Source organism: Pseudoalteromonas sp. SR45-6 (assembly GCF_014163545.1).
GTDB classification, from domain to species: Bacteria; Pseudomonadota; Gammaproteobacteria; order Enterobacterales; family Alteromonadaceae; genus Pseudoalteromonas; species Pseudoalteromonas rhizosphaerae.
Window position 1 is genome coordinate 1 of the sequence record NZ_JACJDM010000062.1, and the last position, 24,617, is coordinate 24,617.

Annotated in this window: 26 protein-coding genes and 1 riboswitch; of the genes, 20 read left to right on the forward strand and 6 right to left on the reverse strand. The window is 39.8% G+C overall.

Annotation, left to right across the window (positions count from 1 at the left end):
• Positions 1 to 417: 417 nt before the first annotated feature.
• The 11 genes from H5158_RS19410 to ung all read left to right on the forward strand — a co-directional run bounded on the left by H5158_RS19410 (position 418) and on the right by ung (position 9,570).
• On the forward strand, positions 418 to 846 hold the full coding sequence (locus tag H5158_RS19410) for an FKBP-type peptidyl-prolyl cis-trans isomerase (protein WP_182740680.1): 429 nt from the start codon (positions 418 to 420) through the stop codon (positions 844 to 846).
• A 48-nt stretch (positions 847 to 894) separates the two neighbouring features.
• Positions 895 to 1,509: a histidine phosphatase family protein gene (locus H5158_RS19415; RefSeq protein WP_182740681.1), complete on the forward strand. Its 615-nt coding sequence runs from the start codon at positions 895 to 897 to the stop codon at positions 1,507 to 1,509.
• A gap of 40 nt (positions 1,510 to 1,549) precedes the next feature.
• Positions 1,550 to 1,675: riboswitch (cobalamin riboswitch) on the forward strand.
• A gap of 85 nt (positions 1,676 to 1,760) precedes the next feature.
• Positions 1,761 to 2,597 carry an ABC transporter ATP-binding protein gene (locus H5158_RS19420; RefSeq protein ID WP_220491373.1) on the forward strand — a complete coding sequence of 279 codons (837 nt, stop codon included), beginning with the start codon at positions 1,761 to 1,763 and terminating at the stop codon, positions 2,595 to 2,597.
• Positions 2,584 to 3,579, forward strand: coding sequence for an iron ABC transporter permease (locus H5158_RS19425; RefSeq protein ID WP_182719503.1), 996 nt, complete (start codon positions 2,584 to 2,586; stop codon positions 3,577 to 3,579). The genes H5158_RS19420 and H5158_RS19425 overlap by 14 nt, the downstream gene beginning before the upstream one ends.
• 4 nt (positions 3,580 to 3,583) lie before the next feature.
• A complete protein-coding gene (gene cobT / locus H5158_RS19430) occupies positions 3,584 to 4,648 on the forward strand; it encodes a nicotinate-nucleotide--dimethylbenzimidazole phosphoribosyltransferase (protein WP_182740682.1) in 1,065 nt (354 codons plus the stop codon).
• The gene (locus H5158_RS19435; protein WP_182740683.1) at positions 4,648 to 5,445 is read left to right on the forward strand and encodes an adenosylcobinamide-GDP ribazoletransferase; all 798 of its coding nucleotides are present in this window, start codon (positions 4,648 to 4,650) and stop codon (positions 5,443 to 5,445) included. Before cobT ends, H5158_RS19435 begins: the two co-directional genes overlap by 1 nt.
• Positions 5,442 to 5,969, forward strand: coding sequence for a bifunctional adenosylcobinamide kinase/adenosylcobinamide-phosphate guanylyltransferase (gene cobU, locus H5158_RS19440; RefSeq protein WP_182740684.1), 528 nt, complete (start codon positions 5,442 to 5,444; stop codon positions 5,967 to 5,969). Before H5158_RS19435 ends, cobU begins: the two co-directional genes overlap by 4 nt.
• Positions 5,969 to 7,471: a cobyric acid synthase gene (locus H5158_RS19445; protein ID WP_149983409.1), complete on the forward strand. Its 1,503-nt coding sequence runs from the start codon at positions 5,969 to 5,971 to the stop codon at positions 7,469 to 7,471. The genes cobU and H5158_RS19445 overlap by 1 nt, the downstream gene beginning before the upstream one ends.
• A complete protein-coding gene (gene cobO / locus H5158_RS19450; RefSeq protein ID WP_182740685.1) occupies positions 7,455 to 8,054 on the forward strand; it encodes a cob(I)yrinic acid a,c-diamide adenosyltransferase in 600 nt (199 codons plus the stop codon). Before H5158_RS19445 ends, cobO begins: the two co-directional genes overlap by 17 nt.
• Positions 8,054 to 8,911: a cobalamin-binding protein gene (locus H5158_RS19455; RefSeq protein ID WP_182740686.1), complete on the forward strand. Its 858-nt coding sequence runs from the start codon at positions 8,054 to 8,056 to the stop codon at positions 8,909 to 8,911. The genes cobO and H5158_RS19455 overlap by 1 nt, the downstream gene beginning before the upstream one ends.
• Positions 8,908 to 9,570: a uracil-DNA glycosylase gene (gene ung / locus H5158_RS19460; protein WP_145242908.1), complete on the forward strand. Its 663-nt coding sequence runs from the start codon at positions 8,908 to 8,910 to the stop codon at positions 9,568 to 9,570. The genes H5158_RS19455 and ung overlap by 4 nt, the downstream gene beginning before the upstream one ends.
• 176 nt (positions 9,571 to 9,746) lie before the next feature.
• Here the strand turns inward: ung and H5158_RS19465 are convergent, their stop codons facing one another.
• Together H5158_RS19465 and tal are read right to left on the reverse strand one after the other, a co-directional pair.
• Positions 9,747 to 9,935, reverse strand: coding sequence for a DUF3545 family protein (locus H5158_RS19465; RefSeq protein WP_145242910.1), 189 nt, complete (start codon positions 9,933 to 9,935; stop codon positions 9,747 to 9,749).
• 177 nt (positions 9,936 to 10,112) lie between these two features.
• Positions 10,113 to 11,063 carry a transaldolase gene (gene tal, locus H5158_RS19470; protein WP_145242912.1) on the reverse strand — a complete coding sequence of 317 codons (951 nt, stop codon included), beginning with the start codon at positions 11,061 to 11,063 and terminating at the stop codon, positions 10,113 to 10,115.
• Positions 11,064 to 11,313: 250 nt separating this feature from the next.
• On the opposite strand from tal, the gene yaaA reads away from it, so the two are divergent.
• From yaaA to H5158_RS19485, 3 genes are all read left to right on the forward strand, one after another.
• Complete coding sequence (gene yaaA, locus H5158_RS19475) at positions 11,314 to 12,093, forward strand: peroxide stress protein YaaA (RefSeq protein ID WP_149983400.1); 780 nt, start codon at positions 11,314 to 11,316, stop codon at positions 12,091 to 12,093.
• Between the two features lie 100 nt (positions 12,094 to 12,193).
• Entirely contained in the window at positions 12,194 to 13,108 is a 915-nt protein-coding gene (locus H5158_RS19480) for a mechanosensitive ion channel family protein (protein ID WP_182740687.1), read from the forward strand.
• 260 nt (positions 13,109 to 13,368) lie between these two features.
• On the forward strand, positions 13,369 to 13,563 hold the full coding sequence (locus H5158_RS19485; protein ID WP_145242920.1) for a DUF1289 domain-containing protein: 195 nt from the start codon (positions 13,369 to 13,371) through the stop codon (positions 13,561 to 13,563).
• 26 nt (positions 13,564 to 13,589) lie between these two features.
• Here H5158_RS19485 and H5158_RS19490 read toward each other — a convergent pair whose 3' ends face one another.
• Positions 13,590 to 13,799 (reverse strand): hypothetical protein, encoded by a 210-nt coding sequence (locus H5158_RS19490; protein WP_182740688.1) that lies wholly within the window; start codon positions 13,797 to 13,799, stop codon positions 13,590 to 13,592.
• Positions 13,800 to 13,874: 75 nt separating this feature from the next.
• Here H5158_RS19490 and H5158_RS19495 point away from each other — a divergent pair, with 75 nt between their 5' ends.
• Positions 13,875 to 15,887, forward strand: coding sequence for an alpha-amylase family protein (locus H5158_RS19495; RefSeq protein ID WP_149983402.1), 2,013 nt, complete (start codon positions 13,875 to 13,877; stop codon positions 15,885 to 15,887).
• A gap of 174 nt (positions 15,888 to 16,061) precedes the next feature.
• On the opposite strand, the gene H5158_RS19500 is transcribed toward H5158_RS19495, so the two are convergent.
• Both H5158_RS19500 and srmB read right to left on the reverse strand, forming a co-directional pair.
• Positions 16,062 to 16,385 carry a BON domain-containing protein gene (locus H5158_RS19500; protein WP_182740689.1) on the reverse strand — a complete coding sequence of 108 codons (324 nt, stop codon included), beginning with the start codon at positions 16,383 to 16,385 and terminating at the stop codon, positions 16,062 to 16,064.
• A gap of 404 nt (positions 16,386 to 16,789) precedes the next feature.
• Positions 16,790 to 18,022 (reverse strand): ATP-dependent RNA helicase SrmB, encoded by a 1,233-nt coding sequence (gene srmB, locus H5158_RS19505; RefSeq protein WP_145237725.1) that lies wholly within the window; start codon positions 18,020 to 18,022, stop codon positions 16,790 to 16,792.
• 76 nt (positions 18,023 to 18,098) lie between these two features.
• Here srmB and H5158_RS19510 point away from each other — a divergent pair, with 76 nt between their 5' ends.
• Positions 18,099 to 18,797 carry a tRNA1(Val) (adenine(37)-N6)-methyltransferase gene (locus tag H5158_RS19510; RefSeq protein ID WP_182740690.1) on the forward strand — a complete coding sequence of 233 codons (699 nt, stop codon included), beginning with the start codon at positions 18,099 to 18,101 and terminating at the stop codon, positions 18,795 to 18,797.
• 58 nt (positions 18,798 to 18,855) lie between these two features.
• Positions 18,856 to 20,592, forward strand: a complete 1,737-nt coding sequence (locus tag H5158_RS19515) for a DUF4153 domain-containing protein (RefSeq protein ID WP_182740691.1) — start codon at positions 18,856 to 18,858, stop codon at positions 20,590 to 20,592.
• A gap of 192 nt (positions 20,593 to 20,784) precedes the next feature.
• On the opposite strand, the gene H5158_RS19520 is transcribed toward H5158_RS19515, so the two are convergent.
• Positions 20,785 to 21,396, reverse strand: a complete 612-nt coding sequence (locus H5158_RS19520; RefSeq protein WP_182740692.1) for an SDR family oxidoreductase — start codon at positions 21,394 to 21,396, stop codon at positions 20,785 to 20,787.
• 190 nt (positions 21,397 to 21,586) lie between these two features.
• Here H5158_RS19520 and H5158_RS19525 point away from each other — a divergent pair, with 190 nt between their 5' ends.
• The 3 genes from H5158_RS19525 (at position 21,587) to H5158_RS19535 (ending at position 24,415) form a co-directional block, all read left to right on the forward strand.
• Positions 21,587 to 22,060 carry a VOC family protein gene (locus H5158_RS19525; protein WP_310736224.1) on the forward strand — a complete coding sequence of 158 codons (474 nt, stop codon included), beginning with the start codon at positions 21,587 to 21,589 and terminating at the stop codon, positions 22,058 to 22,060.
• Between the two features lie 377 nt (positions 22,061 to 22,437).
• Complete coding sequence (locus tag H5158_RS19530; RefSeq protein ID WP_182740694.1) at positions 22,438 to 23,712, forward strand: ATP/GTP-binding protein; 1,275 nt, start codon at positions 22,438 to 22,440, stop codon at positions 23,710 to 23,712.
• 1 nt (position 23,713) lies between these two features.
• Positions 23,714 to 24,415 (forward strand): RloB family protein, encoded by a 702-nt coding sequence (locus H5158_RS19535; RefSeq protein WP_182740695.1) that lies wholly within the window; start codon positions 23,714 to 23,716, stop codon positions 24,413 to 24,415.
• Positions 24,416 to 24,617 lie beyond the last annotated feature (202 nt).

Genomic DNA, 24,617 nt, shown 5'->3' on the forward strand with positions numbered 1-24,617 from the left:
TTATGAAGAAATAGTCGAACAGGTTTCGCAAGCGTGGAATAAATTCATTTCTGTTCCTGATACGGTTAAAAGCATATGCTCTAGAGACTGGATAAAATTGACTTAATCTTTATGCAGATTGGTATCATTTACTCTTATACGTATAATACCAATCGACTTAAATATTTAACCATTCTAGCGAGCTAAATAAAGCGCTAACTGCGTTATAAATTTTTCATGTAGAACCACTATATGTCAAAATTTATGCCTTGTTATCACTGCATTTATCTGTCGCTATAAATGGTCAGTAACTTAACACGATTGGTATAAGATCATTTTATTGTTTTGAAAAACTCGCAAACTCACTATAAAACTTGCGTTTAGGCCTCTACCTATGCGATAAGATTATTATATTTATCATACAAATAGTGGGGCTTCATGGCACGTAAAAAAACAACTAAATCAAAAGGTTCATCAGGACTCAATCGTAAAAACAGTGAAAGCTTCATAGTTAAATTTAGTAATCATGCTGATACTCAACTGTGTGCTTCTGGTTTGATGTATAAAGTAATAGATGAGGTCTCTGGTGAGCTAGTAACTGACACTGATACCGTGGTCATCAATCAGCGTATTATGCTTGCTGATGGCAGCGTAATAGCTGATAGTTATAAAGCTGGAATGCCTGAAGTATTTACCTTAGATGAGGCAATCGAAGGATTACGAGAAGGTACTTTATTGATGTCGGTTGGTTCTCGCTATAAATTTGTAATTCCTGCAGAGCTGGCGTGGGGGCGCAAGGGGAATGGTGGGAAAATAGGAGCTAATGCCGTTCTACATTTTGATGTGCGCTTAATCCGTTTAGGATGACCATTATGCTATTGTTAAAAGTACTTTTCTTTAATGTAAGAGGGCTTTATGCCGCCATTTTCTAGTCGCGTTTATTTATTACGCCATGGCGAATTGATTGAGCAAGGAGTCTTGGCCGGACAGACAGATTTTTTACTCAGTGAACTTGGCCGTGCGCAATTACATCAAGCGTGCAATGAGCTAACTAATATTGAGCTTGTACAAAGTTCGACTTTGAAACGTTGTAGCGAATTTGCCAGATCTTTTAGCCATGCCCAGCAAATACCACTTTTTCTGACTGATCAGCTCCGAGAGTTTAATTTTGGTGATTGGGATGGCTGTAAATATGATGATTTGTGGCAACAGACGGATTCTCCTAGTCTTGGCGATTTCTGGCAAAGCCCTTGGCAAGTAACCCCCCCTCATGGCGAAAGTATGAGGGATTTTTATCAGCGAATAGCAACGTGGTGGCAAACGTTACTAATTGATATTGCAAGTAATCGTACTCAAGCACAATTAGTTTTAACGCATGCCGGAGTGATCAAGCAACTATTAGGTATTATTTGTCAGTTACCAAAAGAGTCGAATCAGCAAAACATATTTTCAATCGGTTATGGGAAGCTTATTTGTATTGATATTTACATAGATGATAGCGATAAAGCATGGCCCAGAATTGTGTTTTAAAAGACTATTTTTAGCCGTCTAGAAAGATATTAATTGAAATATTTACTCACCCGCCCATAATAGAGCCTTATGTATTTTGGAATGGGGTGTAACTCCTCAACTGTTCCCGCAACTGTAAGTCGCAAGCGCGATAAGTCAGATACAAAATACGTTAATTTATTACCTATTGAGCGGGCTAACTCTTCTATTATCACCATGATCATAATGGTTTGTAGTGTATTGGGTTTAGCTATTGCTAGAGAGATAACACATTGCAAATACCAGCAGTAATTGATCCCCCTTTACTTGAAGTAGCTAATTTATCGTGGTCGGTGGCAAATACCGCCATTTTGCACGATATTAATTTTGCAATAAAACCAGGCCAGTTTATCGGTTTGTTAGGGCCTAATGGCGCAGGTAAATCAAGTTTATTGCGTTGTTTATACCGTTACACTAAACCAGTGTGCGGTGAGGTTATATTTGCAGGGAAAAATATTTGGCAGCTAAGTGCGGATGAATATGCCAAGCAGGTTGCTGTGGTGCTGCAAGAAACACCTTCGCAATTTAATCTATCGCTTTTTGATGTAGTGAGTCTTGGCCTTACGCCGCATAAAAGCTTATTTAGTTCGACAACTAAAAATGATCAACAAATTATTTTTCAGGCGATTGAGCAAGTTGGCTTGAGCCATCATTTACAGCAATCGTTTGATTCCCTTTCCGGTGGCGAGAAGCAACGCGCATTGATAGCACGTTCAATTGTACAAAGCCCTCAATTATTAATTATGGACGAGCCTACCAGCCACTTAGATATTAAATATCAAATTCAATTAATGGAGTTGGCTAAATCGCTAAATGTAACGGTATTAGCGTCGTTCCATGATCTTAATCTTGCAGCAAGTATGTGTGATGAACTACTGGTGATAAAGCAAGGTAAGTTAGTTGCAACGGGTAGCCCAGAATACGTCATCACGGAAGAAATGCTTAGCGAAGTATTTGGTGTCTGTGCCGAAGTCTCGGCGCATCCACAGAGTAAACAATTAAATAAGGTCATTCCGCGTATTACCTATTTTTACGGTTATCAAGGTGGTGGCGTTGATGCAAAAAAATAATTATTTTGCAGTCAGCGTGGCGTTATTCTTTGCCTTGTCGAGCATTTTTATAGCACTTAGCTTTGGTGCTGCGACCAGTAAATTCATTGATGTATACCACAGTATTATAGGTCAGGGAGATGACTCCTTTATAGCGCGGATCATATGGCAACTGCGAATGCCACGAACATTGTTGGCGTTTTTAGCTGGCTCTGGTTTAGCTATTGCTGGTTTAATTTTACAAACCGTAACCCGTAACCCGTTAGCCGATCCTTACTTGTTTGGTATTTCATCGGGAGCCTCATTTGGTGTGGTATGTTTTATGACACTAACAGGAGTCAGCGCGGGAATAACAATGTCGGCCGCGGCATTTGTTGGTAGTTTATTGACTATGTTATTACTGGTTTTTATTGCCGGACGAGCAGGTCGCGGACAAGTTGAAAGCATGCTCTTGGCTGGGGTCGCTTTATCCTTTTTATTCAGTGCCTTTACCAGCTTACTTTTATATTTTAGTGATCCGCAGGCGATCACGGCTATTTTATTTTGGACGCTAGGCAGCTTTGCTCGCGCACAATGGTCAACGTTATGGTTACCCGCTTTAGTTATTATTAGTTGCACAGGGCTGATGATGGGTTTTCGTCGGCAACTAAATGCAATGTTACTAGGTGATGAAAGTGCTGCAACTTTAGGAATACCGGTACAGCGGTTTCGGTTATTAATGTTGGTATTGAGCTCATTGATCACTGCAGTGTTAGTGGCGATGTGTGGTGGTATTGGTTTTGTTGGCTTGATGATCCCGCATATAGTACGGTTTTTTGTGTCGCAAGGCACTATTACTGGTTTGATCATGACGGCTTTAGTTGGCGGTATATTTATGGTGTGGGTTGATGTGCTATCGCGTGTTTTACTTGCAAATCAAGAATTGCCAATCGGTGTTATTACTTCTGCAATAGGCAGTATTTTCTTTTTATCGTTACTTTATTTTCGCAAGCGAGAGAGTTAGTCAGATGTTTAATATACCCACAGTAACTAATCAATTTGGTCACCTCATCATTGATAAGATTAACCAAAAAACTAAACCGCTTGGTGCACTTGGACAGTTAGAACAATGTGCAATACAACTGGTTACTTTGTTTAGCCAAAAAGTGGCAAGCGAAGATGCTTTTAAAACCTTTGCACCTGCAATCAATAAGCCTACTTTGCTGGTATTTGCAGGAGATCATGGTGTTGCTGCACAAGGGGTATCGATAGCGCCCAGTGATGTCACCTCACAAATGGTAGCTAATTTTGTCAGCGGTGGTGCCGCTATTAATGTCTTTTGCCAACAGTTAGGTTGGCAATTAGAAGTGATTGATTGTGGTATTTTGCATCCAGTCACAGCGCCAAGTGTCCATAATTGCCGTCTAGGAAGTATAACAAAGCCACTTAATACAGACATGGCAATGAATACCGCGCAGGTACAGCAAGGCTTTAATAATGCTAAACAGCTGGTGCAGCAGCTCAGTCATAGTGGTTGTAATACAATTGCCTTTGGCGAAATGGGCATAGGTAATACCACCAGTGCAGCAGCGATTATGGCAGCTATGCTGAATTTACCTGCACAGCAGTGTGTTGGCAAAGGCACGGGTGTTAGTGATGATATTGTTACGCGTAAAATAACAGTTGTAGAGCAAGCGCTGGTATTGCATCAGTTACATTTAGCAGATCCTATTTCACTACTTGCAGCGTTAGGTGGCTTTGAAATTGTGCATATTACGGGAGCTATGTTGGCTGCGGCTGAGCAAGGCATGGCTGTAGTAGTTGATGGCTTTATTTGTAGTGCTGCGGCAATGGCCGCAATTAATATTAACCCAGCAGTGAAAGATTATTTAATTTTTGCACATTGCTCAAATGAGCAAGGCCATCGACTGATGTTAAACGCACTCGATGTTAAGCCACTGCTGCAACTTGATTTACGCTTGGGTGAAGGCACTGGCGCTGCGTTAAGTTTACCATTATTGCAAGCCGCACTTGGTTTTTATAATCAGATGGCTAGTTTTGCTGATGCTGGTGTTGAGCAGGTTGTCAGTTAATGCCTAACCTAGAGGCAAATAAAGTAACGCAATGGCAGTTACTGTTATTAGCAATTAGCTTTTTAACCCGGCTACCGGTGCAGTTGCGCTTTAATGTAAGCGGTGCTCATTTAAATCAAGCAAGTCGCTATTTTGCTTTAGTGGGTTTACTGCTTGGTGGATTATTAGCACTCAGCTACGGCATTTTTCAATTACTGTTACCAGCATCAATAAGTGTATTACTAATGATGGCGGTCGGGTTGTTATTAACAGGCGCATTTCATGAAGATGGCTGGGCCGATGTATGGGATGGTTTTGGCGGTGGTTGGCAGGTGTCGCAAAAGCTTGCCATTATGAAAGACAGTCGTCTTGGTACTTATGGTGCAGCGGCATTATTTATTATGCTGCTGGTTAAATTTCAAAGCCTACTCTTTCTTAGTGAGTCATTGATTACTGTATTGAGTGCAATTGTTATCGGGCAATGTGTAAGCCGAGTAGTGGCAACCAGTTTAATTATGGGGATGGAGTATGTAAGTGAGGATGCGACTTCAAAAGTAAAGCCGCTTGCTATGCACCTATCGGTCACTAGTTTAGTTATGTTACTTGTAACCGCCGCTACTTTACTGGTTAGCTTGATTGCTGTTGGTGTATTGTTATGGCAAACCGTATTCATTCTTATCGCAGTATTACTGATCCTAAGAGTCATTTTGATCCGCTGGTTTAAACAGCAGTTAGGTGGTTACACTGGCGATTGTTTAGGTGCGGCGCAGCAGCTAAGTGAAATTGCCATTTACTTGACTTTCGTGAGTGTATTATGAACGCTAACCACACATTTATTTTAGGCGGCGCACGCAGTGGAAAAAGCCGCTTTGCTGAACAGCTTGCACAGCAAAGCAATAAAAGCGTTATTTACCTCGCAACGGCGCAAGCCCACGATACTGAAATGCAAGATCGTATAGTCCATCATCAACAACAGCGCCCTGTCGATTGGCCGTTAGTTGAGGAGCCAATTGCATTGGCTGAGGCGTTACAAACACACAGCAGCAAAGATAACTGTATTTTAGTTGATTGCTTAACCTTATGGTTAAGTAACTGTTTATGTCACGCCACAAGTGATTGTTGGGATGAACAGAAATCAGCACTACTAAAGACCCTTGAAAATTTACCGGGGCAAGTGATTTTTGTCAGTAACGAAGTTGGCCACGGCATTGTGCCTCTGGGCGAGCTAAGCCGCCGGTTTGTAGATGAATCAGGCTGGTTACATCAAGCCATTGCCGCAAAAGCTGCGCGAGTTGAATTTATAATGGCAGGTCTTGCCTTAACACTGAAAGGGCAGTCATGATGAAAACATTAATGGTACAAGGTACGACTTCTGATGCAGGGAAAAGTACTTTAGTTGCAGCATTGTGCCGGGTATTTGTTGAACGCGGGATCAAAGTTGCTCCATTCAAACCACAAAATATGGCCTTAAACAGCGCTGTAACAGAAGATGGCGGCGAAATAGGTCGTGCGCAAGCACTACAGGCGATTGCAGCTAAAGTGGCGCCACGGGTTGATTTTAACCCCATTTTACTCAAGCCCAATAGTGATACTGGCGCTCAAGTGATAATTCACGGTAAAGCCATTAGTAATATGGAAGCAGGTGCTTATCATGATTATAAAAAAGTCGCGATGGATGCGGTACTGGCTTCGCAACAGCGTTTAAGCGAAGAGTTTGAGCTACTGGTAGTTGAAGGGGCGGGCAGCCCGGCTGAAATTAATCTACGTGCGGGTGATATTGCTAATATGGGTTACGCCGAAGCGGTTGATTGCCCCGTGATCATTATTGCAGATATAGATAAAGGCGGTGTGTTTGCGCATTTGGTCGGTACTCTTGCGCTATTAAGCGAGTCAGAACAAGCACGAGTAAAAGGCTTTGTGATCAACCGTTTTCGTGGCGATATAGGCTTATTGCAAGGTGGCCTTGATTGGCTTGAGGAGTACACCGGTAAACCAGTTTTAGGGGTGTTGCCGTATTTACATGATCTCGCCCTCGATGCTGAAGACGCGGTAGCGATAGATAATCAAGTAAGCCAAGCAAAAATAAAAATCGCAGTATTGCTACTTCCTCATATTAGTAACCACACTGATTTTGATGCGCTGCGTTTAAACCCGCAAATTGACATTAATTACATTCGCCATACTCAAGTAATTCCACACGTTGATCTGATCATCATTCCTGGCAGTAAAAATGTTATTAATGATTTAGCCTTTTTAAACAATGAAGGCTGGGGCGAGCAGATTCAGCGTCACTTGCGTTATGGCGGTAAGTTATTAGGTATTTGCGGAGGTTTGCAAATGCTCGGCACAGATATTTATGACCCTGAGGGTGTGGAATCAAGTAAAACACACTGTAAAGCTTTAGGGCTCGCTGATTTTGCCACTCATTTAGGGCAGCATAAAGTACTAACTCAAGCTGCCGGTGTGATCCATCTTGGCGGTCAACAGGCAAAAGTCGCAGGCTATGAAATACACGCTGGTTGTAGCGCAGGCCCAGCATTTAAAAAGCCTTTTTTACAATTTACTCAGCATCCACAGCATGTTGTGCAAGATGGTTTTATATCAGATGATGATTGTATAGCAGGTACTTACTTACATGGCTTATTTGATAGCAGTGCAGCTACGCAACTAATACTGGATTGGGTATTGCCAAATAGTGGTATTACCCAATTAATAGATATAGACACACATCGCGAGCAGCAATTAACGCGCTTAGCCACGATGTGTAAAGAACATTTAGATTTAGACAAAATAACGCAAATTTACCAAAACTGGGAAGGAGTTAATCATGAGCGACACACATAACGACAAGCACCAACAACGCCAACAAAAAGTAAAAGATAAAGTTGATGAGCGTATAGCCGCAGCACAAATTGAGAAAGGTGTTTTTCAGGTGATCACCGGTAACGGTAAAGGTAAATCAACCTCAGGGTTTGGCACGGTAACACGTTGTGTAGGCCATGGCATGAAAGCTGCTGTGTGCCAGTTTATTAAAGGTACTTGGCCGTGTGGTGAGCGTAATGTATTGCAAGGCGCAGGAGTTGAATTTGCCATTATGAACACAGGTTTTACCTGGGAGACGCAAAATAAAGAATCAGATACCGCAGCGGCGCAAGCGACTTGGCAAGAAGCAAAACGTATGTTGGCTGACGAATCAATTAATTTAGTATTACTTGATGAAATTACTTATATGATCACCTACGGCTACATTGATTTAGACGAAGCACTCGAAGTGATCGCTAATCGTCCGCCAATGCAATCTTTAATTATTACTGGTCGTGGTGCGCACCGCAAGTTAACTGACTTAGCTGATACTGTTAGTGAAGTGCGCAATGTTAAGCATGCATTTGATGCTGGTGTTAAAGCGCAAATAGGATTTGATTATTAATGGCTACGCTTAGGCTTGTACTCGTTTTATCGCTGGCTCTGTGCTGCTTTAAGCTCGTGGCTGATCCTAACAAGCAGCAATTAAGAATTATCGCCTTGGCCCCGCATATTGTTGAAAACCTCTATACCATCGGCGCTGGTGAGCAAATCGTGGGAACCGTGGAATATGCTGATTTCCCTGCTGCGGCCAATGATATCCCACGTATCGGTGGTCACCAAGGTATTCAAATAGAAAAGCTACTGGCCCTCAAACCTGATTTAGTTTTAGCATGGAAAACGGGTAGCAAAACTGAGGATTTAGCACGTATTAAAAGTTTTGGCATTGATATAATTTACAGTGACGCGAGTGAAGTAGATAAAGTGCCCAATGAACTGCGCCGTTTAGGTGAGCTTACTGGACATGAGCAATCAGCCGAGCAAGCCGCACTTGAATTTGAGCAGAAAATTGCTGTAATCAAAGCCAAGCAGCAAGGTAAAAGTAAGGTCGCGGTATTTTACCAGCTATGGGCAGAACCGATGATGACGGTGGGTAAAAATACCTGGATCAATCAGTTAATCGAAATTTGCCAAGGTCGTAATGTATTTGCTAGCAGCCGAACTGATTACCCTCTGATAAGTATTGAAAATGTGATCGTGGCAAAACCAGAGATCATTATATTGCCTAATGAAAAGTCACAAGCGCAGCAAACTGTGATTGATTGGACACAATGGCCCGAAGTACCCGCGGTAAAGCACCATCAGTTTATTAGCGTCAATGCTGATTTACTACACCGCTTTACCACGCGTATGTTGGATGGTCTTGCTGATATGTGTACTAAAATAGATGATTCACGCGTTGCAATTAAGGAGCCACAATGAGTGATTGGCAAGACTTTTTAAAAACCGAATGTGCAAAAACTTATATGCAGCAGACGTTGGATACAGTCGCTCAAAAGCGCAGCGAAGGTATTGCTGTATATCCGCCAGAGCAGTATGTATTTAGTGCATTTGATGCAACACCGTTAAGTAATATAAAAGTGGTTATTTTAGGACAAGATCCTTACCACGGCGAAGGACAAGCACATGGTTTGTGTTTTTCGGTATTACCAGAGGTTGGTAAACTTCCTCCCTCATTAAAAAATATCTATAAAGAGCTGGCTACAGATATCGATGGTTTTCGCGTGCCTACGCACGGTTATTTACAACGCTGGGCAGAGCAAGGGGTGTTTTTACTTAATACCGTACTGACTGTTGAGCAAGGCCAAGCCCATTCCCATAAACACTTAGGTTGGGAGCAGTTTACCGATAAGGTTATTGCCCATATTAATCAACACTGTGAAGGTGTGGTATTTATTTTATGGGGTGCTCACGCACAAAAGAAAGGTAAAGGCATTGATAGTACGCGTCACCATATTTTAAATGGCCCGCACCCATCGCCGTTGTCTGCGCATCGTGGCTTCTTTGGTTGCCAGCATTTTTCCGCTACCAATCAGTTATTAACACAGCAAGGGCAAACAGCGATCGATTGGCAAGTTTAGGAATTGTAGGTGCGAGTTTATCCCGCGCAGAATGTTAAGCTTGTCGCGATGTAAAATCGCAGCTACGGATGTAGGCGGGGGTTATTATTCTGCGCAGAATATACGTTAACTGATAAAAACAAAGGCCCTTACTTTATCGGTAAGGGCCTTTTAGTTGGTTAGTAGCTATTGCGAAATTAAAAATCTAATTCATCAATCGCAATATTGTCTGTAAAAAAGTCTAGTTCCTGTAGTTCTTTACGTAAACGTTGCTTGTCTTTTAAAGCTTCGATTTCGCGCCATTTTCTCTTTTTATTTTTCTGAGAGGTCTTTCTTGTTGTATCAGGACCTTCTAATATCTCTAAAATATCGTCTAGGCTATCCATGAACTTCTCCTATTGAATTTTTTGAACCTCGAAAATACCTATACCACAGGCCACACTAAAATAGAATAAAAAAGTGACATTTATGTTACAGGTAAGTGATAAATTAATGAATAGAGATTATTTTCAGGCATAAAAAAACGCCGCAAATGCGACGTTTAATTTAAACGATAAAAGCGATTACATTGCTTTAAAACGCGCTTCTAGTTGCTCTTGTGCATCAGCAAAAGAACGAATACCTTCAGCTAGTTTTTCTGTCGCCATGGCATCTTGATTATGTAACCAACGGAACTGAGCTTCAGTTAGTGGTGCAGGTTTAGGCTCTTTAGCAATATCACTTTCAAGTAAATACTCCTGTGCACCTTCAAGGTTGCCTAGCTCTTCTAAAAGGTTAGGACTGATGGTTAGTTTATCGCAACCAGTTAGTGCGATGATTTCACCGGTGTTACGGAAACTTGCGCCCATAACAACCGTTTTATAATCATGGCGCTTATAAAATTCAAAAATACTGCGTACTGATTGCACGCCTGGATCTTGTAATGGATCGGTTGGTTTTTCTAAGCCGTTAGCAACGTGCCAATCTAAAATACGGCCAACAAATGGTGAAATCAAAAATACGTTAGCATCTGCACAAGCACGGGCTTGAGCATCACTAAATAGCAGCGTTAAGTTACACTTAGTACCTTCTTTTTCAAGTTGCTCTGCGGCTTTAATACCTTCCCACGTTGAGGCAACTTTGATTAAGATTTTATCTTTACTCACACCTTCTTTTTCATAAAGGCTTAGTAATGTGTGTGCTTTAGCAATTGTTGCTTGAGTATCAAATGATAAACGCGCATCAACTTCTGTTGAAATATAACCCGGCACAATGTCACTGATCTCTTTACCTAGTAATACAGCAAAGTAGTCACAGGCTAGTTCTAATTGTTTAGCAGCGTCTTGCTCGGTTTCTTTAGCATAACTCCACGCTTTATCTAAATACGGCTTATAGGCTTCAATTTCACTGGCTTTTAATAGCAATGAAGGGTTAGTTGTTGCATCTTCCGGTTGGTGTTTTTTAATCGCTTCAATATCACCAGTGTCGGCCACGATAGATGAATGTTGTTTGAGCCTTTGTAGAGCTGAAGTCATTTGCTTTCCTCATTCCAAGCAAGTTAAAAGAAAATCTACTGTAACTACCTTATACTGCAGCACTGTGACAGCGCTTAATAGGTCTTATGTCCGTATCAGTGAAGAACGAAGGTGCATAGCATAATTTGCTGTGCGAATAAGGTAGGTATCATACCAATCAATTCTAACTAATTGATATAAACAAAACGTGCTTTTCGTTTCATTTAATGTTGAAATTGACATTAAATAATTTCCAAGTCAATAGCTAACTATGATCACTGTTATTTCACCTGCAAAAAATTTAGATTTCGAGAGCCAAGCAAGCACTGATAAATTCACGCAACCTGAGTTACTTGAGCACAGCGAAGAGTTGATGACGGTGTGCCGCGAATTAACGCCGGCACAAATTGGCAGTTTAATGAAAATTAGCGATAAGCTTGCAGGCCTTAATGCTGCGCGCTTTAGTGAATGGTCGCAACCGTTTACTACCGACAACGCTAAACAAGCCGTGATGGCTTTTAATGGCGATGTATATGGTGGTTTAGATGCAAACAGCTTAACTGCCGGGCAACTTGATTACGCGCAAAGTCATCTACGTATTTTGTCAGGCCTTTACGGGTTATTAAAACCACTTGATTTAATGCAAGCGTATCGCTTAGAAATGGGCACTAAGCTTGATAACAGCCGTGGTAAAAACCTCTATGAATTTTGGGGCAGTATTATTGCTGATAAACTAAATAGCGTACTCGCTGAGCAAGATAGCCAATATCTAGTAAATTTAGCATCAAACGAGTATTTTAAAGCGGTTGATAAAAAAGCCTTAAACGCGCAAATCATTACTCCACACTTTAAAGACTGTAAAAACGGCCAATATAAAATTATCAGCTTTTATGCTAAAAAAGCGCGCGGTTTGATGGCTCGCTACATTATTGAGAATAAAGTTACCCAGTTAAGTGATTTAAAAAAGTTTACTGTTGATGGTTACTACTACAGTAGCGAAGCGACCCAAAAAGAGCTGGAGCCAGTATTTCTAAGAGATGAACAAAACTAGTTATTAATCTGTTTAAAAGCCATGCAATGCATGGCTTTTTAGTTTTGGCGCTTATTTTGCAATAACCTGACACTATTTATAAAATAATCAAGGTTAAGCAATGCTAAAAATACCTTCTATCAGCGATGCCGAAAAACTTATTGAAGAAAAACTCGGTGGCTGGTTTGATGTCGTAATAAGTCATATACCTAATTTTATAGTGGCGGTGATCATCGCCATTGTTTTCTCAATTCTCGCGCGTTTTTTAGGTTCGATGATGCGCAATGTTTTACGCCGCTCGTTAGACTCCCAACAAATTGCAGACTTAATGGCATCGATATTCAAGATGATAGTACTGTGTGTTGGGTTATTTGTTGCCCTCGATTTTATAGGGCTAAAAGGCACTGTAACGTCATTACTGGCTGGTGCTGGGATTGTTGGTTTAGCAATTGGTTTTGCCTTTCAAGATATGACCGAGAACCTAATAGCTGGTATTGCTATGGGTATTCGCAAACCCTTTAAAACAGGCGATGTTATAAAAACCGATGATGTGTTTGGCAATGTGCGCTCAATAAATTTGCGTAACACGCTTATCGAAAACTTTTATGGGCAACTGATTTTAGTGCCTAACAAAATACTTTTTCGTAATGTATTACGTAATTACAGTACCTTAGGTGTACGCCGCATTGAAGTGCCGGTGGGCATTTCATATGGTGATGACCCAGAGCTGGCAGCTGAGGTGATAGTTAAAAAAATCAATGAATTTGATTTTGTAATTAAACAAGACGAAACCGCTGTTTATGCCGAAGGGTTTGGCGACAGTAGTGTCAACTTACTGGTGTGGTTTTGGATCAAATACCCCGGCGACGCAGACTTTATGACCGTACGCCATAAAGCAATTGTGGCAGTCAAACAAGCGCTAAGTGACGCTGATATTAGTATTCCATTCCCAATTCGCACCCTTGATTTTGGTATTAAAGGCGGTGAAAAACTCGATGCGATGATCACTGAAAAGCGCCAGCACTCAGAACAATAAATGGTTCTATCAACAGGTAATATTTACCTGTTGATAGTGCTAATTTACACAAATTTACAGCTGGTAATACAGTTGTTGATTGGCGCATATTTACCAGTATTAAGTTTTCTACTGATAGACAGCATTTATGGCGAAGCATCAAAACAAGTAAAAGGCAGTGGCCATAGTTTAGTTATCGCTAGCCGATTATCTACTGCACTTATTAGACACGAGCTAAAACTAAGGCTAGTGTCTAATAAGTAAAGTCGAAGGTAAAATTAATGAATAACATTAAAGTGAGCAATGAAGAACCAAGTAGCCCATGTATTCGGCATTGTTGTTTGGATAAAAACGATACCTGTATCGGTTGCTTTAGAACCCTTGATGAAATTCTCGCGTGGCACAGTGCAAGCCCAGCACAAAAGCTACAGGTTCTTAATGAATGCCAAAATCGCAAAAACGCGCAACATAAATAATCACTTTGTAGAGCAGTCTGCAAAAGCTAACCACAAACTTCAAGATTAGTACCATTTAATTCGTAATAAAGATAAAAACCGTATACTCGTTTTACCGCTCTGTACTGCCCGTTAATAAACACTCCAACACACACAAAGAATAAGTTAGCGATACACTCGTGCCACTGCATTTGTGCTAAGCATCCATAATCGGTGGTGTTTTTGAATTTTTGATTGCATACGTATTCAATTTTCATTTTGTGAGAACCTCTCTATTGTTAATTATTTGTAATTGAAAATGCCTATTACTTGACAACACAACGGAACACACAATGAAAATTAAAAAAATAGTAACCACTATTGGGCTAAGCATTGCCCTAAGTGGTGCTACGTCGATTGCAAATGCAACACCAACAACATTCGTCCATCTATTTGAATGGAACTGGCAAGATGTAGCCCTCGAATGTGAACAATACCTAGGACCTAAAGGCTATGCTGCGGTACAGGTATCGCCGCCTAATGAACATATACAAGGCAGCCAATGGTGGACGCGTTATCAACCTGTCAGTTACCTATTGCAAAGCCGAGGCGGTAACCGCGAGCAGTTTATTGATATGGTTAATCGCTGTAATGCCGCTGGCGTTGATATTTATGTAGATACTTTAATCAATCATATGGCTGCAGGCAGTGGTACAGGTACCGCTGGTAATACCTATGGTAATAAACAATACCCAATTTATAGCCCACAAGACTTTCACACCAGTTGCACCATTAATGGCTCTGACTACGGCAACGATCGTTACCGAGTACAAAACTGTGAGTTAGTTGGACTAGCAGATTTAGATACCGCTGCAACGTATGTCCAAAACACATTAGCGGCTTACATTAATGAATTACAAGCCATTGGTGTTAAGGGGTTTCGGTTTGATGCCTCTAAACATGTTGCAGCCAGTGATATTCAAAGTTTAATGGCGAAAGTGAATGGCTCGCCAGTGGTCTTTCAAGAAGTAATTGATCAAGGTGGCGAGGCTGTTGGTGCCTCTGAGTATTTAGCGTCAGGTTTAGTTACGGAGTTTAAATACAGCACTGAACTTGGCAATACCTTTAGAAATGGCTCGCTCGCATGGTTAAGTAATTTTGGTGAAGGGTGGGGGTTTATGCCAAGTGCATCAGCTGTAGTATTTGTAGATAATCATGATAATCAACGCGGTCATGGTGGTGCCGGTAATGTAATTACCTTTGAAGATGGCCGCTTGTACGACTTAGCAAACGTATTTATGTTGGCTTACCCCTATGGTTATCCAAAAGTAATGTCTAGTTACGATTATCATGGTGACACAGATGCTGGTGGCCCAAGCGTACCTGTACATAACAACGGTAATTTAGAATGCTTTGCGAGTAATTGGCAATGTGAGCATCGTTGGGCATACATTGCAGGTGGCGTAGATTTTAGAAATAATACGGCTGATAACTGGGCAACAACCAATTGGTGGGATAATACTAATAATCAAATAGCCTTTGGTAGAGGAAGTTCAGGTCATGTTGCCATTAATAAAGAAGGCTCAACACTCAATACTACTGTGCAAACAGATATGGCTCCAGGGCAATACTGTAATGTGCTAAAAGGAGTGCTGACTAATGATGCAACAAGTTGTACTGGTGAAGTTATTACTGTTAATGCAAATGGCACTATAAACTTAAATGTAGCCGCGTGGGATGCAATGGCTATTCATAAAAATGCCAAGTTAACCACTAACTCAACCCCTGATCCTCAGAGTGATTGGCAGCGAACTGTGATATTTATTAACGCACAAACGCAAACTGGCCAAGATATGTTTATTCGCGGCGGGATTGACCATGTTTATGCAAACACAAACCTTGGGCGTAACTGCCAAACAAGCAACTTTGAATGTGCTATGCCAATTCGCCATAATAATTTGCAAAGTGCCACTACCAGTCCTTGGAAAGCAAACGATAATTACCTAGATTGGTATGGTATTGAAACGGGCCAAAGTATTGAGGCGCAAGGGACCGCAACCGATTGGACAACTAATATTTGGCCAGCAACTTGGGGAGCAGAAAAAACCGTTGCTAATGATGGCTTTGGTGTTACACCACTGAATATTTGGGGTGAACATTATTGGCTGCTTGATGTTGATATGGATTGCAGCAAAGCGGTTAATGGATGGTTTGAGGTAAAAGCGTTTATTAAAAATGGTCAGGGCTGGGAGGGTAATATCGCGCAAGTAAACACCCCTTATGCTAGTACTAATCATGTTGCTCAATGCGGCAAAATTAATAAATTTGAGTTTAATAATTCAACGGTAGAAATACGCAATTTCTAATTTTATTACAGCTAAACCCCAGCTAAACCATAAGTATGCGTTTAGCTGGGATTTTACTTTGTAAGTCATGTTCTGGAGATTTGCGTTTTCTGTGTTTTAAGTAAACCTAAGTTGAATCACCAGAAAATCAGTTGCTTTAACTCTTTAATCTTTAGCCTAGCAGCTTTAAACTCTTCAATCTCTCACCTGCATTTTATTTTCAATAATTGCCACACCTTGGGTGTTTTCTAAAAACTTTTGTGCCAGTGCGCGTTCAAAGCCGGTTTCGGTTAGACCATAAATGGCTACTTTGTTGCCATCAACGTGTACTCGCAGTTGCGAGAGGTTTAGGTTTGGATTGCTACGCAGTTTATCAATTATAGTCTGCTGTAGTGTTGGTTGAGGAGAAACGCTGCTGATCATAATTGTACTAGTGGCTGCACTGACTTGCGTTGCGCAGGCGAGTAAAAATACACAGCAAAGTGATACCAATGATACAGTTAATTTGAAGCGGTCCATGATTTCCCTCATAACATCTATTGTATGTGTTTAGTGAATAGTAAGCTTACTGTTACAATATTTATTCCAACTTTAACGTATTGAAATTGAAGGGGTATTTTAAGTTCGGGTAATGTTTTTGGAATTTTTTACATTCAACTGAGTAAAAAGTACGGCGATTAGCTAACTAATTTAGATTTGTAGTTGCTGTTTAGTGCAGCTATAGCGATGCAATATATTTTTTGTTAAGTGATGGTCGTAGCTGCAAGCTTGTAATGAGCAAGCTAAATGGGGAGCACAAGATAATTAATTTGCATGACTGCTATGAGAGGGTTTAATAATTTACTGCGAGTAGGTAAAACTGAATGTAAAAAGCCGAGACTATGATAAGTCTCGGCTTTTTATGTAGCGTCAAAGCAGATGAATTATTTCTTTTTCTTGGCTTTTGCTTTGGCCTTTTTACGGGCTTTGATTTTTACCGGATCTTTATGTTTTTTGATTGGCGCTTTAGCTTCTTTATGACGCGGCTCAAATCCTTTAACAACACGGCGTTTAAGGCGCAGCTCAATGTAGCGTTCAATTTTTGCTAATACTGCAATGTCATGGGCTTCTACTAACGAAATTGCAATGCCTTTCTTACCTGCGCGAGCAGTGCGGCCAATACGGTGAACATACACGTCTGCTGTGCGTGGCATATCAAAGTTGATCACATGACTAATATCAGCCACATCAATACCGCGGGCGGCAACATCAGTCGCAACTAATATTCTTGTACGGCCACTGTGGAAATTTTCCATTGCCTTCATGCGTTTGTCTTGTGGCATCTCGCCACGTAACCAGGCTGCGCGAACCCCAGCATTGGTCAGCTCGCCGACTAATGTTTCTAGGCGATCACGGGTTTTAACAAACACAATAGCTTTGCTTAAGTCTTCACTGTTTAGTATTTCAACCAACATTGCTAATTTATGGTTGTAATCATCAGCAATGTGTACCCATTGGTGGATTTTAGCTTTTTCTTTACGTGAAGATTCAGCTTCTAATAGGGCTGGATCTTTTAAAATTTGCTCTGCAAATCGTTCAACGCTATCGCCTTCAAGAGTGGCTGAGAATAAAAAGCACTGACGACGATTTTTTGCTTCTTCGCAAATACGCATCATTTCTTTACGAAAGCCCATGTCTAACATGCGGTCTGCTTCGTCTAAAATAAGCATCTCGACGTTTTCGGCATGAAAGTTTTCGGTTTCTAAATATTCCATTAATCGCCCTGGTGTGGCGATTAATATATCGTTATTTTTTTCAAAAATTTCTTTATGCGTACCGTAGTTAATACCGCCAGTAACAACACCAATTTTAAGGTTAGTGCCTTTAGCAAGTAGTTCACACTGTTCATGAATTTGATAAGCTAACTCGCGCGTTGGAGTCATGATCAAAACACGGGCAAAACCAGGCTCGCGACGCGGGAAATCAAGTAAGTATTGAATCGCCGGGATCAAAAATGCCGCTGTTTTACCAGTACCGGTTGGTGCGGAGGCTAAAATATCACGGCCTTGCAGCGCTTCAGGGATCGCTTGTTGTTGAATGCTAGTTGGGGTTTCGTAACCCATTTTAGCAACGGCTTGTAGTATCTTGTTATCAATATCAAAATCAGAAAATTGCATAGAGTGTCAAAAATAGAGGACAATTGCTGGTAATTATACGCGCTATCCGCCAGTTGGTGAATGAAAAGGTGAAAAAATGTCAGGCTTTGTGTTTAAACAATTTAAAGTAGCGCAAACGCGCAGTGCGATGAAGGTCTCGACGGATGGAATTTTACTCGGTGCATGGGCTGACTTAACTACTTCACAGCGGTTACTTGATATTGGCACAGGTACTGGGTTGTTGGCATTAATGTGCAAGCAACGCAAACCAACTATGCAGGTTAATGCTGTTGAAATTGATGCCAATGCATGTGCTGATGCGCAGCAAAATTTTACAAATAGCCCATGGCCCGATATTAAATTGATGCAAAAAGCTATTCAGCAAGTAACCACCACAACTGAGTTTGATGTTGTGATCAGTAACCCTCCGTATTTTAATGCCAGTTTAAAAGGGCAGGACTTAGCTCGTAATACCGCACGTCATACAGATAGCTTAAGTTTTAGTGAGTTAATCACGGCATTCAAACACCTTTGTCACCAAAATGCTTTTTTAAATGTGATCCTACCTTGCCCAGAAGCGCAGTTGTTTATTGCACAAGCGCAATTACAAGGTTTGTATTTAGTGCGCCATTGTTTAGTACAAACTACTGCCACTAAAGCGCCGAGCAGGAGCTTAATGTGCTTTGCTTATCAGATGCAAGAATGCGAGCTGACCAGTTTAACGATTCATGGCCAAGGGGCTCAATATAGCGATGAGTATATAGCTTTATGTAAAGACTTTTACTTGAAAATGTAATCATCATTGAATAAAAGGTACATTTATCGCACACTGATGAAAAACCTCGGTGATAGATATGGATAATCAACTACCTAAACCTTTTATTTTTGTACTTTCCTTAGTGCAAGGCATTGTTCTTACTTTGTTATATCGTAGTGTTGAAAATCAGCTATGGCCTGCGACAGAGCCAGTTTGGTTGTTTTCTTTAGTTACTTTTACCATTAGTTTTGTGCTACTGACTTTACTTGCTGTAGAGCAAGCTAATATTAAAAAACTGCTTAGTTACTTGTTACCATTTAGTCTGTTGTTATCACTCCTTGGTGCTTATATTGGTGCTCAGCAATACCCTATTGCGCTGGTTAATAACGATGCTTTAACGGCCATTTTTATATTCACAGCCTTAATTGCCAGCTTTAAAGCACTTATGTATATCCAACAACTGATTGATAATGAAGCAATTAGTTATAGCCAATTATTCAAGCTCTCATGGCGTAACTTTATTTTATTTGCAGAGTGTTGGTTATTCGTTTTAATTTTCTGGGGAATTTTGCAGTTAGGAGCGGCGCTATTTAATGCGTTAGAGATTACATTTTTCTCTGAGCTACTCAAAAAAGACTGGTTTTGGATCCCAACTTTAACCTTAGCGTTCGGTTTTGCCACGGTGATCTTTAGAGGGGTTATGCATATAGAAGATAACATCTCATTTTTATTGCAAACCTTGATTAAGTTTTTACTGCCAGTACTTACGGTTATTTCTTTAGGCTTTTTAGCGACGCTACCGTTTACGGGGCTAGATAAATTATGGCAAACAGGCAATGGTAGCTCGTTAGTTTTATGGCTACAGGTACTCACTTTATTTTTTGTGAATACGGTTTATCAATACGCTGCTGATCAGCGACCTTATAAAATTGTAATACACAGGTTAGTATTTTTTGGTATTGCTTTATTACCAATTTACAGTGTGATTGCCGCTTATGGCATTTGGCTTAGAGTTGAACAATACGGGATCACGGTGGGTCGCTGCTGGGCTATTTTAGTGTGTCTTTTACTTGCGTGTTTTTCATTCGGGTATTTAGTCGGGATCGTTAAAAAGCGCGATGCATGGCAACAAGTGCAAAGCAAAGTTAATATTGTGATGGGGGTAGTGATTTTAATATTCATGCTACTAGTGAACTCGCCAGTTTTGAATTTTCAGCGTGTATCTACCGAGAGTCAAATCGCGCGCTTAAATGAAGGTGACGTGAGTATTGAAGAATTTGATTATTATTACTTCTCAAGTAATTTAGGACGCCAAGGCTATCTTGCAATGCAAAAGTTACAAGCGCAAATTCAAAGTACTCATCCAGAGCAAGCAATGATCATTGAGCGAATGTATGTCAACCCAGATAATCCAGAGTTTGAGGCTTTAGCCGAGCAAACATCAATAACAGAGTTTGTTACGCACTCGACGTTTTGGCCTGGGCAGCAGGTGTTTTCGGATGAGTTAATTCAGGCTGTATTCGAGAGCTTACATTTCAACCGCTGGACACCGCTTAAAAGTCATTCATTTTATTTTATCGCCATAGATTTAAATCAAGATGAACAACTCGATTATGTATTTATAGATGAAACGAATAACTCAACTGAAGCTAATCTGTGGTTTCATGATGGTACTCAATGGCAATCAAAATACATGACTATCGATAATCCCGAGCAAATTAAATTACTAAAAACACTGATTGATGCAGATAACATTGAGATTGCACAACCCAAATATAATGATTTGAAAATTGGCGATGTGCTGTTTAAAGTCAGGAGTGATATTGATTACTAAACAGGGTTTAAGGTCAGAGTGTTCAAAATATTAGTTGGTAATTCAATATAAAGTTCAACGCTATAACGTTTAGCGTAATACATTGAATCACCAAACTAATAAATATTGTTAGGCTAAGTAACAGCAGGAGCATACAGAAAATTATTCTGCTATAGCTCCTGGTATTTCTGTAATTACAGCCAGATACTGGTTTTAATTGGCATCAAATAACTCAAATATTCGGTTGTCACCAGGAGCCGTTTTTACCACTTGCAACAAGGCATTTGCCACGTTTTCACGGCTGACTTTTGCATCTTTACGTTCACTTGGCCGTTGTGTGGTGATTTGCAATGAAGCACTGTCGTTGGTAAGTGAACCTGGGCGTACAATAGTATAATTTAGGCCGCTATTGATTAGATGTTCGTCAGCCATATGTTTAGCAACTAAGTAAGGTTTTAAATCGCTTTCTGTTGCATCAGGATCATCTGCGCCAATTGAACTGACCATAATAAAGTTTTTTATATCATATTGCTTTGCATAATTTACGGCTTTAACCGCAGCCCATAAATCAATTAATAATGTTTTATCATCGCCGGTATTTCCGCCAGAACCGGCAACAAAAATTACCTGTTCGCAGCCTGCAAATGCTTGGCTAAAGTCACCCTCGAGATCTTGCTCGGTCACGCTGAGGTAGGGACTGCTTAAATCGCTTAACTTATTTTTATCACGTACGAGAGCGACAACCTGATGCTGATCATTAAGTAGTAACTGTGTCGTTATTTTACCAATCTGGCCACTTGCGCCTATGATTAATGTTTTGCTCATCATTAACTCCTTCAAAAAATAGCTAAATTGCTCACTGTGTTTATAGACCTTGGGGGAGTTATTTATTTTTAAAGGGCTATAACTACTTTATTACTTAAACCAGAGTATTTAGTTTTCATTTTTGTAAAGCTGACTTTCAGCTGATATCGACTAACCTTTATTTAATAAGGTCACACATTTGGAGCGTAAAATGACGGTTTCAGCAATACCAAAGGGGTATCATGCAATTACTCCTTACTTGATAATTAACGGCGCAGCAAAAGCAATCGAGTATTATGAGAAGGTATTTAATGCCCAGCTCATTATGCAAATGCCGCTGCCAGATGGCGGGATTGCTCACGCAGAAATTAAAATTAGTGATTCGCATATTATGCTTTCAGATATGTGTCCTGAAGCGCATTTTAAAAGCCCAGATGAGCTTGGTGGCACGCCTGTGAGCTTAATGCTTTACGTTGCAGATGTAGATGCCGTATTTGCTAATGCGGTTGCCTTAGGTGGTAAAGAAATACGCCCAGTTCATGACCAATTTTACGGTGATAGGGCCGGTACATTACAAGACCCATTTGGCCATGTATGGACAATAGGCACTCATAAAGAAGATCTCAGCGATGACGAGATTAGTCAACGCATGGTTGATCTGATCAGTAAAGAAGAAGACGCATAAATTACAGTGGCTGATATCTGATCTCATAGTTTTGAAAAATAGGTTTATATTTCATCTGAAAGACAGCTATGAGCGAGAACCAGTCATTCAGGTGAGTCGTCATTAACTTGGCAAGAATAAGAGGAGACTTCCTTCTTTTTTGCATGTTTATATAAGCTATATAAAGCATAATATTTATAGTTGGCAAGAATTTACACTATTGGCTATTAATATACGTTCACAAAATAAAGACGTTTTCGCGCTAAAATTGGGAAAGTGTCCTCTGATAAAGATGTTATGCCTCACTCTCAAATTTCCATTTAAATTTAGCTAGTTGATGATTTAAAGTCAAAATTCGACTATAATTGTCGAAAATCAACTTTAAATTAGGCGTTAATATGATTATTGAAATGTTTGTAGAAAATTTCAGGTCAATTAAACATAGGCAGTCTTTAAATTTAACCAAAACAGCAAACGATGAATTAGAAGAGAATACATTTGAATTAGAAGAACCGTATAATACTTCTTTATTGAAAACAGCTGCAATTTATGGCGCCAATTCAGCAGGTAAATCAAACTTTATTCTTGCGTTGAATACAATGAAGTCAATCGTAATGAATTCTGCAAAGGAGTCTCAAAGAGGGGATGAATTACCCGTTTCTCCATTCAGGTTATCCAAAGAAACAGCAAAGAAAGCTACTGAGTTTGAAGTGGTATTTATTGCTGAAGGTGTAAAATATCAATACGGGTTTTCTTTGACCAACAATCAAATCAAGGATGAATGGTTATTTTCATCACCAAAGGGTCGAGCACAGCGCTGGTTTATTAGGGCGTTTGATGAAGAAAAACAAGAATATATTTGGGACTTCTCTTCATATTTCCAAGGAAAAAAACAATTATGGAAAGAATCAACAAAAGCAAACTCTCTATTCTTATCTACGGCTGTTATGTTGAATAGCCAGCAATTAAAGCCAGTATATGACTGGTTTGCAAAGACATTAAAAGTAACAGGAATTAATGGTTGGGATTCTGATTTCACTGCTAAGTTATGCGAAAATGAAAAAGGTAAACAAGCGGTTTTAAAATTTCTTAAGTCCGCTGATCTTGATATTAGTAACATTGCTTTAGAATCACACAAGATTGATAGTAATTTTTTTCCTGCTGAGATGCCGAATGAGTTGAAGGAATCATTACTATCAGATCTAAAAGGCAAAGAATTTATTGATGTTAAGACAATCCATAAAGATTCAGACGGTGATGATGTTTTATTTGATCTGGATGAAGAGTCTGATGGCACTCAAAAGTTATTTTCATTTGCGGGCCCTTGGATTGATAGTTTAGAGCACGGAAAAGTTCTTTTCATTGATGAACTACACGATAGTCTGCATCCCAATATGGTTAAGTTTTTAATTAAGTTATTTAATAACAAGAAAACAAACCCTAAGAATGCACAACTTGTATTTACTACCCATGAGACTTCAATCTTAGATCAAAGAGTATTTAGAAGAGATCAAATTTGGTTCTGTAATAAAGAAAAAGATCAATCAACCACAGTATATCCTTTGACAGATTTTAGCCCGAGAAAAGGAACTGATAACCTAGAGAAAGCTTATTTATCTGGACGTTATGGAGCTCTGCCATTAGTCAGTAACTTAGAGTATTTAGGAGATTAATATGGGCAGTGAAGATCTTTTTCATAAGCGCAAAGCAAGAAAATCTGAGGACAGTGTAAGAAAGAAATCTAAAAGACAACCATACGATCGTGTTTTAATTGTTTGTGAAGGGCAAAAAACTGAACCTATATATTTTGAGGAAATAAGAGTTACTTTGGAATTGGATTCAGCAAACATTGAGATTGATGGAAAATGTGGATCAAGTCCGATAAATGTTGTAAACCATGCATATAGTTTATACCAACAGGAATTATCATCTGGTGATAGCTACAACAAAGTTTGTTGTGTATTCGATAGAGACTCTCATTCTACTTTTTACGATGCAATTGAAAAAGTTAAAAATATAAATAAAGAGTTGAGTGAAAAAGGGCTAGATGAACAAACTAAATTCGAAGCAATTATTTCTATACCATCTTTTGAATATTGGTTATTACTCCATTACAACCCGACTACAAAGCCTTATGCTAGAACCCCAACTAAAAGTGTAGGTGACTTAGTTATAGATGATCTTAAAGTTTATTTACCTGATTATAAAAAAACTCAAAAAGGTTTTTTTAATAAGTCATTGAGTGAAGGTACTCTTGAAGCCGCTTTAGCCCATTCTGAAAGAATTTATAAAGCAGAAAAAGACTCTGAAAATAACAACTCTTACACAAACATCCATGAGTTGATTAAATATTTGCAAAAGCTGAAAGAAGAATAACAAGCTGTTTAAACTGATAAAAACAGTTGGCCATCGCTTCGCGATTATAGCAAACCATTTTTACAGCTTAAGCCAGAGGGGTCACCCATTAGAAAGTTCCGGTCAAGCAGGCAGCTGTGTTTTCTTGATCTTTTTATTCAAAAAACCAAGTGTTGTTACTTTTTAAACTCACTTTAAATTTGGCTATACACCTAGTCATGAC